Source organism: Pseudoalteromonas sp. TB51 (assembly GCF_000498055.1).
In the GTDB taxonomy this organism is placed as follows: domain Bacteria; phylum Pseudomonadota; class Gammaproteobacteria; order Enterobacterales; family Alteromonadaceae; genus Pseudoalteromonas; species Pseudoalteromonas atlantica.
On the sequence record NZ_AUTO01000316.1, the window covers coordinates 1 to 14,135 of the forward strand.

The following is a 14,135-nucleotide window of genomic DNA, read 5'->3' on the forward strand; positions in this document are numbered from 1 at the left end:
CCGCGTTGGCTCGTTTCAGTATTTAGCAACTCAAGGTGATGTAAAGGGATTAAAAAAATTAGCTGATGTAGCCATTGAACGCCATTACCCAAGTATTCAATCAACAGGGGCTCAGCGCTATTTAGACTTTTTAGCAGCCGTTATAAATAGTCAGCTAGCGCTGGTTATTAGCTGGATGAGAGTAGGCTTTATTCATGGCGTTATGAATACTGATAATACTTTGATAAGCGGCGAAACTATCGACTACGGCCCGTGTGCAATGATGAATACCTTTGATTTTGATACCGTGTTTAGCTCAATTGACAAACAAGGTCGCTATGCCTATGGTAATCAGCCAAATATTGTAAGTTGGAACTGCGCGCGTTTAGCCGAAAGCCTAATCCCGATAATAGATGAAGATGACGAACAAGCTGTAAGTTTAATGACGCCGTTAATTAATCAGTTTTCTACGTTATTTAACGAGCAATATAATCAAATGTGGGCACAAAAATTAGGCTTAGCAGGTTATAACGAAGACGATGTAGAGCTTGTAAATAAGTTATTATTGTTATTTCAAGAGCATAAGCTCGATTACACCAATACCTTTGATGTCCTAACTGAGTCACTAAAGGGTGGCAAAGTGCCAAATGAATTAACGCAATGGGCCCAGTTATGGCAAAAAAGATGTGATGAAAACAGCTATAACCTAATGAGAGCGGCTAACCCAAGGGCTATACCGCGTAATCACATCGTCGAAGAAATCCTTGCGCAATATAATCAACACGGCGAGAGCGAGCTGCTAAGCGACTTTTTAACGGTGATGAGTAACCCATATGATAAATCAGCTAATTTAGCCCGCTTTCAAGAGACAGGTAAAGATGACAAGGGCTATCAAACTTTTTGCGGTACTTAAGTATTGTAATTAATTGTAAGTTTTTGATTATAAATAGTCATTTTTAAATAATGCAGTGTACAATGATTGAGCAGTTACTCGCTCGGTGTTATTGTGCGCATTCATAAAAAGTAACTATTTATAAATTACCATAATTTATTAATTGCAGATTAGGTAAAAATTTTTACTTAACCTACAATTGGTGGTTGGAATGCCTGTAGATCGTTGAAAAAATTTATAAACTTTATTTTTCGTTAAGTATCGATTAACAAAAGCTCGGGTAGTGTGTACAAAACTGGTTGAGCTAGTATTGATTAGCTACAATTTTCTAAGTTGTTAAAATGGGAAGAAAACAATGAAATTAAAATCACTTACAATTGCAATTGCGTTAGCTGCAACTAGCGCGTCTACATTCGCTGCCGATAAAGAAGAAGGTTTCTATATTGGTGCATTTGGTGACTACTATGATGCGTCATGGGAAAACATGCGCGCTCAAGCTGGCCTTGACGTAAACGAGTCAACTGGTTGGGGTGTAGAAGCAGGTTACCGTTTCAGCGATTACTGGAGCGCACGCCTTGAGTATGCAGATATGGACTTTAACGCGTTCGATAAAGCTGCGGGCAATCGTAATAATATCGACGGCGAGCGTTACGGTATTGATGCGCTTTACCACCTTGACGGCGGTCCTTTCTACGGTCTATTCGGTATTAAAGAAATGGACGTAGTGGATGACAACACATTCTTAAACGCAGGTGTTGGTTACCAACACTTTATTACTGATGGCTTTTTCGTAAACGCTGAAACTGCGGTATACCAAGGTCTTGATAAAGGTTACACAGATGTAGGTGCTAAAATTGGTATTAACTACTTATTTGGCCAAAACTCTATGCCTGCACAGCCTGTAGAGCCAGCACCAACAGCAGTAGTAGAAGTACCTGTAGAACCTAAAGACAGCGACAACGACAACATCCTAGATAAAGATGATAAATGTCCTAACACGCCAATGACAGACGCTGTTGATGGCGATGGCTGTACTTTATACGAAGACCGTGAAGTAACAACAAGCTTATTAGTTACTTTCCCACATGATTCTGCACAAGTTGGTCAACGTTACTTTGACGACATTGCATCAGTATCTGAGTTCTTAAAAGAGCACGAAGATACAACTGTACTACTTGAAGGCCACGCGTCAGCGGTAGGTAACGCAAACTACAACAAGATGCTTTCTAAAAAGCGTGCTGATGATGTAGCACAAGAGCTAATTAAAGATGGCATTGCTGAAGATCGCATTACAACTGTTGGTCTAGGCGAAGAACGTCTTAAAAACACAGCTAACACGAAAGAAGCTCACGCTGAAAACCGTCGTGTAGAAGCACATGTAAAATCTATTGAACGTGTAAAAGTTAAGCGTTAATAGTTACTTACTTTATTTTAAAAACCCAGCTTAGTGCTGGGTTTTTTTATGCCTTTAAAACAGCATATGCAGTATTAACCTGATTAAACAAGAATGATTATTACTTAACAAACATTCACGAAAATAGAATTTACGCTTACCACTATTCATAATATTTATAGTCGGTATAATCAGTTGCTTAGCTGGATGGATTTTCATCTATACATAAAAGCTTTATAATCCCGCGTTAGAATACTATAAGTATTGGGTTACTTTTTTTGCGCATGAGGCGCTACCGAATACTTTCACGTCACCAAGAGGGCAATATTGTGCTACAAGAATATCGTAAACACGTAGAAGAACGTGCCGCGTTAGGTATCGTACCAGCGCCATTAGATGCTCAGCAAACGGCTGATCTTATTGAACTAATTAAAAACCCACCAGCGGGTGAAGAAGAGTTCATCTTAGATTTACTAATCAACCGCGTACCACCAGGCGTTGATGATGCAGCATACATCAAAGCAGGCTTTTTAGCGGCAGTTGCTAAAGGCGAAGCACAATCTCCATTAGTATCTAAAGAAAAAGCAGCAGAATTATTAGGTACAATGTTAGGTGGTTACAACATCGCCCCAATGATTGAGCTACTTGATGACGAAACACTTGCGCCTATCGCTGTAAAAGGTCTATCAAACACATTATTAATGTTTGATGCATTTTACGACGTAGAAGAAAAAGCAAAAGCAGGCAACGAGCACGCTAAAAAGATTATTCAATCTTGGGCAGACGCTGAATGGTTTACTAACAAGCCAGCTGTTGCTGAAAAAATCTCTGTTACTGTATTTAAAGTAACCGGCGAGACAAACACTGATGATTTATCACCTGCACCAGATGCATGGTCACGTCCAGATATCCCACTTCATGCTTTAGCAATGCTAAAAAATGAGCGCGACGGTATCACTCCTGACAAAGCGGGTGAAGTAGGTCCAATCACTAAACTTGAAGAATTAAAAACACAAGGTTTACCACTTGCATACGTAGGTGACGTTGTAGGTACTGGTTCTTCTCGTAAATCTGCAACTAACTCTGTGCTTTGGTTTATGGGTGATGATATCCCATACGTACCTAATAAGCGCGTTGGTGGTGTATGTTTAGGTAACAAAATTGCGCCTATCTTCTTCAACACAATGGAAGATTCAGGTGCGTTACCAATCGAGTTAAATGTTGATGAGTTCAACATGGGTGATCAAATTGATATTTACCCATACGAAGGTGTAGTTAAGCGCCACGGTACTGATGACGTTATCTCTACTTTTGAGCTTAAATCAGACGTAATTTTAGATGAAGTACGTGCCGGCGGCCGTATTCCTCTAATCATTGGTCGTGGTTTAACAGACAAAGCACGTACCTCTTTAGGTTTAGGTGCTACTGACGTATTTAAAGTACCAGCAGTAACAGAAGTGTCTGATAAAGGCTTTACACTAGCGCAAAAAATGGTTGGTAAAGCATGTAACGTAGCAGGTATTCGCCCAGGCCAATACTGTGAGCCTAAAATGACCACTGTAGGTTCGCAAGATACTACAGGTCCTATGACACGTGATGAGCTTAAAGACTTAGCTTGTTTAGGTTTCTCTGCAGATTTAACAATGCAGTCATTCTGTCATACCTCTGCTTACCCTAAACCAATTGACGTAAACACTCACCATACGCTTCCTGATTTCATCATGAACCGTGGCGGTGTTTCACTTCGCCCTGGTGATGGTGTAATTCACTCTTGGTTAAACCGTATGTTATTACCAGATACTGTAGGTACTGGTGGTGATTCACATACACGTTTCCCATTAGGTATTTCGTTCCCAGCGGGTTCAGGTGCAGTAGCGTTCGCAGCAGCAACAGGTGTTATGCCACTTGATATGCCTGAGTCTATTTTGGTTCGCTTTAAAGGTGAAATGCAACCAGGTATCACTTTACGTGACCTAGTACACGCAATCCCTTACTACGGTATTAAGCAAGGCTTATTAACAGTAGAGAAAAAAGGTAAAATCAACGAATTCTCTGGTCGCGTACTAGAAATTGAAGGTGTTGAGCACTTAACTGTTGAGCAAGCGTTTGAATTATCAGATGCATCAGCAGAGCGTTCAGCAGCAGGTTGTACTGTTAAGCTTTCTAAAGAGTCTATCAGCGAATACCTTGAGTCTAACATTGTTATGCTTAAGTGGATGATCTCTGAAGGTTACGGCGATGTACGTACAATCGAACGTCGTATTAATGCAATGCAAGAATGGTTAGCTAACCCAGAACTTATGGAAGCTGATGCTGATGCAGAGTACAAGCACGTTGTAGAAATCGACCTAGCAGAAATTAAAGAGCCAATCCTTTGCGCTCCAAATGACCCAGATGATGCGCGTTTACTTTCTGATGTTACTGGCGAGAAAATCGACGAAGTATTCATCGGTTCTTGTATGACTAACATTGGTCACTTCCGTGCAGCGGGTAAATTACTAGATGGCTTTACTGGTCGTATCCCAACTCAACTTTGGGTAGCTCCACCAACGAAGATGGATAAAGACCAACTAACTGACGAAGGTTACTACGGTATCTTTGGTCGTGTTGGTGCACGTATCGAAACGCCAGGGTGTTCACTGTGTATGGGTAACCAAGCACGTGTTGCTGATAAAGCAACGGTTGTTTCTACTTCAACACGTAACTTCCCTAACCGTTTAGGTACAGGCGCAAATGTATTCTTAGCATCAGCTGAGCTTGCTGCAGTAGCGGCAATTTTAGGTAAATTACCTACACCAGCTGAGTACCAAGAATACGCAGAGAAAATCAATGCGACGGCTGCAGATACATACCGTTACTTGAACTTCCACCGTATGCCTCAGTACACTAAAAAAGCAGACAACGTAATTATTCAGCAAGCTGTATAATCTAAACCTGTTTAAAAAAAACCCGCTTAGGCGGGTTTTTTATTGGTTAAAATAAAATCTAATGTTTTCAATAACTAAGCTATGAAAATAAATAATTAGCATAAAAACTAGTAAATTAATTTGAAAGTTAACAAAAAATGAACAATTATAAGTCTCAATAACATTTGTTAAAGATTGAGGGAGCAATCAACAAGTATTTTCTTGCTCCGCTTTAAACAACTCACGGAGCACATAATGGAATATAAAAGTAACTACCGATTAAAACTAATAGCGAGTACTGTGAGTACGTGTTTTTTAGTCTCGGCCTGTAGTTTTGATAAAGATGAGGATAGCGACGAAACCGTAAACTTAGCTCCCTCTGTAGCAATTTCTGGGCAAGGCGAAATACAAGAAAAAACCAGCTTTTCACTTACTGCCAGCGCATCAGATCAAGATGGAGAAATAGTAAATTATTATTGGCAGCATGACTCGACTTTAAACCTCAGCGCACAAAACCCAAATTCAAATGAAATAACATACCTCTCCCCCGATATTACAGAAGATGTAACTGTCAACTTTACAGTAACTGTAGAAGATGATGATGGGGCAACAACAAGTGCTACTCAGCAAGTATTAATTAAACGCAACTCAACGGCAGTGACTCTTAATGGCTTAATCACCGATAATACAATTAGTTATGCAAGCGTAGAAATAATAATAGGTGATGAAGTTTATTCAGCGACAGCAGATGAAAATGGTGTTTACACAATAGTATTAGATGTCGATGAAGCTTTAGAGCAAACCCTAGTAAAAGTTAAAGCTAAAGGGCGGGATGATTTAAATCCTGGGGTGGAATTTATCTCTCAGCTTAGCTCTGTTAAAAAGTTAGCTACGCAGGCAGGCGATGATGGCATTTTAGACAGTGATGAGAATTTTGGTGTTAACACAACTAATGTGACAACAGCAGAGTATGCACTGATTGTAAGAGATGGAGATGAACCGACAAGTGAAGATGAACTAGATAATGCACTTTTAAATGTTGATGCTGATGAAAAAGTACAACTTGCAAGCTTGATTAAAATTATTGTAGATAATTCTGATTATGAGTTGCCGGAGGGGGTAGAAAGCACCCTTGATTTAGTTACCGATGAAGAAGTTGCACAGCAATTTGAAGAAGAAGTTAACGAGCAAGACCCCGACCTAATAGAGCAAACGAAAACCGAAATTAAAGAAGATGAAGATTTAGTAACAGGCTCAAAAGAGCCGTTGGTTGGTGAGTATATAATTAACTCTCCGCGTTACTATGCAAACCCCGCTAGTCACTTAACCTTAAACGAAAATGGTACTGGTCAATACCATGCAGTGACGGGTAGCCCAGTAACGTGGGAAGAAGTAAGTGGTAAAATCGCAGTTAATTTACAGTCTCCAGTACTTATTAATAAATACTCCCAGATCGAAGAAGATGTTGAAACTATTTATGAGGAGCATTTAAATTCATTTTCGCTCCAAGTACTCGGCGAAAACGATGTTTTTAAAACAGTAGATATTAAAAGCGATATTTCAGTTTATGAAAACAGCGTTGAAGCGCAAAACAAGCAAGAAATACAAACCACCAACCTTATTCTTAAAAGTAAAACCTTAAGTTTGACTGTCGGAGATATTGTCGGTGAATGGGAAATGGAGCGTGCAGAAAGCCGTAATTTCATTAGCCACCTAGAGACTATTGCTTTCTATGAGGATGGGACCGGCGCTGTTTTAAGTGATAATTCAGCACCGTTTGAGTGGGAGCTGACTAATAATCAATTACAAGTAACCTATGATGAAGACGGTAGCGTTGGAACAACAAATTTTTGGTTTACTAAAAATTTAAAAGCAGGCTATCAGCTAGTTTCATTAGATACTACATCAGCCGACCCAGCTGATAGCCAATATGGCTTAATGATAAAAAGAGAAGCGGTGTCTTTATCAAATGACGATTTAGTTGGGCGTTGGCAGGGCTTTGTTGGCACGTCACAACTTTATGATATGAACGTGTTTGCCGATGGCACAATAATGTTAGGGCTAGGAACTACGTCTTACCAAGGGATTCTTGAGGATGGAAAACTAACTAGACGCCGTTATGAATATAATGACTACACCGTTAGCAGTTGTGAAGGGTTTGATGAAACCTGCTACTTAAGCGCCGAAGTAACCCATGACATCATTGCAGTAGAAGATAGTCAATATTACTTACTAAGAGAGTTTAAATGGTTTTCTCCTGAAGGAGATATTGATGATATCCAAAAAGGTTTACTTATTTATCAGTACAGTAAAGAGCTAAGCTATTCAGAGTTTACCCCCTACTTATTACAAAGCAGTTTTAATCTTTATAAAAGTGCTGGTGAGCAAGTAATAGAGGATCGAATCCGGGTTAATTACGATGACGGCTCATTTACGATAACAATCGATGGCATAGAGTATGAAGCGCAGTTGAATGAAGGTGTCATTGAATATCAAAAAAATGCGCAAACATGGCTTTTTGAAATTGTTAGTGGTGATGGTGAAACATACACTATTTGTAATTACCAACAAGGTAGTAGCTGTACACAGAGCGATAAAACAGTCTATCAATCTAAAAACCCACGAGTGACTTTAACAGCTCTATCTAATGAATTTGGTCAATTACAGCCAGCAGTGCAAGAGGTGCCTTTTGCTCAGTTGGTTGGTTTTAATATAGTGCCTAATGAGGGCTATGAAGTTGATTCAATAGAAGGCTGCGAAGGTTATATTGAGGGGGAATATTATATTGCCTTTAGTGGACACAGTGACTGCGAAATTAATGCTACATTTGTGGAAAAGCCAGAAACAATATCAGGGCAATTTTTAATTAATAATCCTGATTATTTTACCTCTACCTCTTTCAAATTAGAGCTCAACGAAAATGAAGAGGGCGCATTTACTGGCAATAACCAGGTTGCGATCACTTGGTATAAATATTTTGATGAAATTAGAGTTTATTTTTCTGATGAGTATGTTTTAAATGAAAGTGTTGCGTATGAAGTTGAAAATGGCACTCAAGTAGAAGTTAGACGTAAAGATGTAATGACCAGTATGGTACTAAAGGAACGTTTTGATTTAGGTAACGGCTGGTACGAAATGACGCAGAGTATAAGTAAGTTTCGTAACGAGGAACTAGTTGAAGAGTGGCACAGTGATAGCCATGTTAAATTATTTGATTCTGTAGAATCTCAAATTGATTTAACCCCAAGCGATTTGGTTGGTAGCTGGTCTTTGGATATTCCATCTGAGAGTACAGTTAAGGAATTACTGCTAAATGGTGATGGAACAGGTAATGTAGTCGATACTATTGATACAACGCAAGCAGAAAGTTTTACTTGGCAGCAAACAGAAGTAGGGTTTCAAATTACGACTTCTGATAGTGTTGAAGATATCTATATTACTAAGGATATAGACCTTGGCTATCAAATGATAATGCAAGGCCAGTATGAAGATGAAAGACAGGTAAATGTTGCCGTGATGATAAGGCTTGAAGAACAACCTATAACACCGAGTAATTTTGCTGGGCGTCACTTATTTAAACAAGGTCATGACTTAGAGACCATTTGGGATGAGCTACAAGTATATGAAGATGGTCAAGTATTCTTCACTTATTCAACAAGTTCCATTCAAGGTGAGTTTAAAGATGAAAGCTTTAGTCGAAGCCGAAAATATGATCAACTTACAGGAACACACGGCTCCGATTGTGATTTGACTTTAGAAACGTGCTTAATTGATTATACGATGGATTATAGGCTTATTAATCAAAATGATAGTTACCAAGTTGTAGAGCGTGTATCTAGATCATTTGATACTGATACGGGAGAAGAAAACCTTTCTTACGCATCACTTTACTTTGAAAACTATATTGAAAATACAAGCGCTGATAAGTTTTATGAGCATGAAATCCCTTTTGAAATTTACGAACGCAGTGGTGAGAGCTTCGTAAAGTGGGGTATTTACTATATAGATGGGTACGAGCTTTGGAAAAACGATATTAAAGCTGGATCACTTGAATTAGTTGAAGGTAAGTTTACCTACGAACAAGACGGCCAAAATAAGGTGATTGAATTTATCTCGAATGATCGCGATGAGATAGTGCTTTGTGAGTATTTACAAGGTACAGCATGTCAAAATCAAGAAAAGATGACCTTTACGATTTTTGCGCCAAGGTATGATGTTACAGTTTATTCAGATGGTAATGGTGTGGTAAATAACGGGGTTGAAAACTACACAAGCTTTCATGGCGATACGTTAAGCTTTAATATTTCTGCAAATGCAGGCTATAAATTAGAGTCTATTAGCGGGTGTGATGGCGTTTTAGAAGACAATACATACACGGTTCATTATTTGGCGCAAAGCTGCGATATTAATATCGCATTTGAACTAATGGAGTGAATACGCTCTATAGTTTCGCTCTAAAATTAGAGCGGTGATTAAATTTAATAAATTGGCTACACAGTGTAGCCAATTTTTTTGAATTAAATTTTCAATAAACTAGAATTTTATATCTTAAAATTTAACTTTTTATCTTTTATGCCTCAATTTATGCTCAGAAAATCCTTTCTACATGCATTAAAATCCCTTTCAATATTCTCATTATTTTAAGCGAGATTTTATGACTGCATTAAACAACCAGAATTTACTGCAACTTCGTTTTATTAACCAAGCAAATATTGATTTGGTTAAGCCTTCTTTTGATAACCTACCTGCTAATCCGTATGCAGATGGTGAATTTCGTAAGCGTCGTTACTCGGTAATTAAATTTCAAAATGGTGAGCTAAAACTACAAGCTGCCAAAGCGTTTGTTCAAGACGATTCTATTAATACCTTTCAGGGTAATGTTGAGCGTACTTATGAAAACTTAGAGCAAAGCTTACTTGAGTCAGAAGGTATGAAAAGCATTGTAAGTGAGTTTTGTGAGCTTACCGGCATTGATGAAGGCCGTGATATTGAAATTCACCAATTTAGAATGCTTGCCATTGATAGCGATACGCCGGCAGCACCTGAAGGTGTGCATCAAGATGGGTTTGACCATGTTTGTGTATGTGGTGTTTCTCACGAAAACTTAGAAGGCGGCGAGCTGCTAGTATACGAAAACAAGCAAGCTGAACCGTGTTTTAAAATGGAAATTAAAGACGGAATGTTTGCACTAATAAACGACCGTCAAGTTTGGCACAATGCAACGCCAATGAACAAAGTAGATACAAACAAGCCAGGTTACCTGGATTGTTTTGTACTTACCTCTTAAGGAATGCTCATGAACATAGCGCAATTACGTGAGCAGTTTCCTGCATTAATACAAACCGTTGATGGTAAATCGCCAATATTTTTAGATGGCCCAGGTGGCTCTCAAGTGCCGCAGTCTGTACTAAGTGCAATGACTGCTTATTTAGGGCACTACAACTCAAACTTAGGCGGTGCGTTTTTTTCAAGTGATAAAACCGTTGAGTTAATGGCAAATGCGCGCCAAGCAGCAGCCGATTTACTTAATGCGCCAAGTGCACAAAATATAGTGTTTGGCCCTAACATGACCAGCCTTACCTTTAGCTTTAGCCGTGCTATTTCACGCGGTTGGCAAGCCGGTGATGAGATTATTGTAACTAACGCTGATCACTTCTCAAATGTATCGTCATGGCAGCAAGCAGCGCAAGATAAAGGCGTTAAAGTTCAAACAGCTTTAATTAACGAGGCTGATTGCAGCTTAAATATGGCGCAGTTTGAAAGCTTATTAAACAGCAATACTAAACTGGTTGCGGTAACTTACGCTTCAAATACTACGGGTTCTATTAACGATATAAAACGTATTATAGAGCTTGCCCATGCTGTAGGCGCATTAGTGTACGTTGATGCCGTGCATTATGCACCGCATGAGCTTGTTGATGTTCAGGCCCTTGATTGTGACTTTTTGGCCTGTTCTGCCTATAAGTTTTTTGGTCCTCACTTAGGCATGGTGTACGGTAAAACACAGCATCTTGAAGGTTTTACGCCTTACAAAGTAGAACCAGCTAAAGATGTAGCACCAGGCCGATGGGAAACAGGCACGCAAAGCTTCGAAGCCTTAGCGGGTTTTATTGCCGCTGTTGATTACATTGCTGCAATTAGCGGGCTTGATGAAGGCCACACGCGCCGTGAAAAGTTAGCTGCGGCTTTTGCTAAAACAAAGCAGCATGAAATGGCGCTTAGTGAGCACTTTTTAACACGTTTGGTTAATTACCCGCGTATTAAATTGTTTGGTATTGATGATTTTGATCGCTTAAACGAGCGCACACCTACTTTTGCTTTAACGTTTGAAGGTTTAGAGCCGCGTGAGGTGTCTGAGTTTTTAGGCAAACAGCATATTTGTGTATGGGATGGTAATTTTTACGCGCAAGGTTTGTGTAAGCAATTAGGTGTGCTTGATAAAGGCGGTGTAGTACGTATTGGTTGTATGCACTACAACACCATTGAAGAGCTAGATCAGTTGTTTAATTTATTTGATGAACTGCTCGGTTAAATGATACTAATTTTGGTGCGCTAACTTTTAGGCGCACCATATATTTGCTCTGCACGGTTAAATAGCACCCACGAGGTTAAAATATACTTATCGTTAGAGACAGGTTTATTACCTCGATGGGTATGCGTAAAGTAGCCTGGGGCAATGACCATAGTGCCTTTTTTAGGCGCAATTTTACGTTTTTGATAATAAAACTCTGTTTCGCCACCTTCCTCTACATCGTTTAAATAAAACATAAATAATAATACACGGTGCAGGGCTTCATTGTGTTGTAGCTGTGGATACACTTCACTATGCCAGTAAGGGTAGCCGCCTTTATTTACCTCGTACTTTTGCGCCTGAATGTTCCCAAGTCTAAATATTTGCTGCACCAACACAGAGAGCTGCGGTTTGCCTACTTCGTCAAAGTTATCCTGTGTTAAATCCACCACATCCCCCGTTTTTGGGTGATACACTTTTAAGCCAAATGCGCCAATTAGCATAAAAAAGTGTGCTTCTACATAGTTAAAAACATGCTGTGCAGTGGTTTGCTGAATATGCTTTAATTGTTGGGCGTATTCTGGGTAACTGTTTAATTGCAGGTCGTGGCTGTCTTTCTTTTTTAAGTCCACACCACCAGAGGTTACACCTTGTTTTACATGCGGGCTGTTAGAGAATGTGGTAATAAAGTTATCGCAAAAATCATCGCTTAACGCGTTATCAATAACGTGGATAAAGTCCGTCATGATTTACCTTTTTATTTAGTTATTATTTGGATTTTTATGTTTATTGAAAAAGTGATGCCGCGCTTTAGCGAAACAGATGCACTCGGACACATCAACAATACCGTACTACCTGTGTGGTTTGAAGCCGCACGCGTCCCTATTTTTAAATTTTTTACCCCCGATCTAAACCCACACGACTGGAAACTGATCATCGCTAAAATAGAAGCTTCGTTTGTAGGGGAATTATTTTATGCTCACGAAGTGACGATTAAAACAGCCGTTGAGCATGTAGGAAATAGCTCTTTTACCATTAAGCAAGAGGCGTGGCAGCAAGGTAAATGCTGTGTTGTGGGTAAAACTGTATTAGTGCGTTATAACTTTAAAAACAAAGCTAAACAAAATTTAAGCGAAGCAGAAGTCGCAGCACTCAGCGAACACCTAGTTTAACTAGGTGCATTTGCTCCACGCAACGAGGAGCGGTGATGTAAACCACAAGCGACAGCTGTGAATTATTATAGCGTTATTTTAACGCATTTTGATTGAGTTACGCTTCTCACTTATATACTATTTATATTATATATTGTTGCACCGCTATGACAGGTACTGTTGAGCTGGTAGTTTATGGAGAATGAATGTGGCATCTACAACTGGCAATAAACCGTTAGAGGTAATAACGCTTAGCGATGGTAAAAGCTTAACTGCAGAAATATTGCCATTTGGTGCTATTATCAAAAGCATAAAGTTTAATAACCAAGAGATGACACTGTGCGTTAACGAACCTGCTTATTATTTAGAAAACCCATTTTATTTAGGGGCAACAGTCGGGCGCTACGCAAATCGTATTGAAAACGGACGTTTTGTATTATCAGGCACAGAGTACCAACTTAAAGCAAATAATGGCCCAAATAGCTTACACGGCGGCGAAAAAGGCTTTAATAAAGTACTGTGGCAAGTCACTAAACAAAGCAATAATGAAGTGGAGCTCTATTACTGCTCGGCAGATGGAGAAGAAGGCTTTCCTGGCCAATTACAAGTTTGGCAAACAATTACTGCATGCAATGGCGAGCTAATCCTCAGTTACAAAGCCATTACCGATAAAGAAACCCTCGTTAACTTTACCAACCACTGCTATTTTAATCTTGAAGGCAGTGAGAGCATTAATAATCACCTGCTGCAAATAAATACCGCAACGTATTTACCTATCGATAGTAACAGTATACCGCTTGCCCATCATGAAGATGGCTCGGGCAGCTGTTTTGATTTTACTCACCCTAAGCCCATTGGCGACGCACTTTGCGCACAGCATGCGCAACTTGATGCCGGTAGTGGCTTTGATCATTGCTATATTTTTAGTGATGACAATCGTTTAAAAACAATGGCTACATTAACCTCGCCACACACGGGCGTTAATTTAACCCTTAAAAGTACCCAGCCTGGTATGCAGCTTTATACGGCAAATTTTGTAGGTTCTCCTTTTAAAGCACGCCAAGCAGTGTGTTTAGAAGCTCAAAACTGGCCCAATGCAGCAAATAGAAGCGATTATCCAAAAGCTAATTTATTGCCGAATGAAGAATATAATCAGCAAATAATTTTTGCGTTTTCGCAATAACGTACTAATTCCACTGTTAAATTAAAGAAAACAAAAAGAAAAATACACGTAACAAAAAGATAGCCATAATTAAGGAAAAGGTTGCACTTTTGCTCAATTTAAAGTATTTATATTATAAAT

At 39.3% G+C, this 14,135-nt stretch carries 9 protein-coding genes; 8 read left to right on the top strand and 1 reads right to left on the bottom strand.

Annotated features, from left to right (window positions below; genetic code table 11):
- The 6 genes from L650_RS0119495 to L650_RS0119520 all read left to right on the top strand — a co-directional run.
- Positions 1–892: protein adenylyltransferase SelO family protein (locus L650_RS0119495; protein WP_174380555.1), on the top strand; the 892-nt coding region annotated here is incomplete at its 5' end.
- 334 nt (positions 893–1,226) lie between these two features.
- Complete coding sequence (locus tag L650_RS0119500) at positions 1,227–2,285, top strand: OmpA family protein (protein ID WP_004588161.1); 1,059 nt, start codon at positions 1,227–1,229, stop codon at positions 2,283–2,285.
- A 308-nt stretch (positions 2,286–2,593) separates the two neighbouring features.
- Positions 2,594–5,191, top strand: a complete 2,598-nt coding sequence (gene acnB / locus L650_RS0119505) for a bifunctional aconitate hydratase 2/2-methylisocitrate dehydratase (protein ID WP_004588162.1) — start codon at positions 2,594–2,596, stop codon at positions 5,189–5,191.
- A gap of 234 nt (positions 5,192–5,425) precedes the next feature.
- Complete coding sequence (locus tag L650_RS0119510) at positions 5,426–9,604, top strand: PKD domain-containing protein (RefSeq protein ID WP_029774121.1); 4,179 nt, start codon at positions 5,426–5,428, stop codon at positions 9,602–9,604.
- 220 nt (positions 9,605–9,824) lie between these two features.
- Positions 9,825–10,457 carry a 2OG-Fe dioxygenase family protein gene (locus L650_RS0119515; RefSeq protein WP_004588163.1) on the top strand — a complete coding sequence of 211 codons (633 nt, stop codon included), beginning with the start codon at positions 9,825–9,827 and terminating at the stop codon, positions 10,455–10,457.
- Between the two features lie 9 nt (positions 10,458–10,466).
- Entirely contained in the window at positions 10,467–11,702 is a 1,236-nt protein-coding gene (locus tag L650_RS0119520; protein WP_029774122.1) for a cysteine desulfurase-like protein, read from the top strand.
- 20 nt (positions 11,703–11,722) lie between these two features.
- Here the strand turns inward: L650_RS0119520 and L650_RS0119525 are convergent, their stop codons facing one another.
- The gene (locus L650_RS0119525; RefSeq protein WP_029774123.1) at positions 11,723–12,427 is read right to left on the bottom strand and encodes a 2OG-Fe(II) oxygenase; all 705 of its coding nucleotides are present in this window, start codon (positions 12,425–12,427) and stop codon (positions 11,723–11,725) included.
- Between the two features lie 36 nt (positions 12,428–12,463).
- On the opposite strand from L650_RS0119525, the gene L650_RS0119530 reads away from it, so the two are divergent.
- Together L650_RS0119530 and L650_RS0119535 are read left to right on the top strand one after the other, a co-directional pair.
- Positions 12,464–12,853 (top strand): acyl-CoA thioesterase, encoded by a 390-nt coding sequence (locus L650_RS0119530; protein WP_024032015.1) that lies wholly within the window; start codon positions 12,464–12,466, stop codon positions 12,851–12,853.
- A gap of 181 nt (positions 12,854–13,034) precedes the next feature.
- Positions 13,035–14,015: an aldose epimerase family protein gene (locus L650_RS0119535; protein WP_029774124.1), complete on the top strand. Its 981-nt coding sequence runs from the start codon at positions 13,035–13,037 to the stop codon at positions 14,013–14,015.
- The last annotated feature ends 120 nt before the right edge of the window (positions 14,016–14,135 follow it).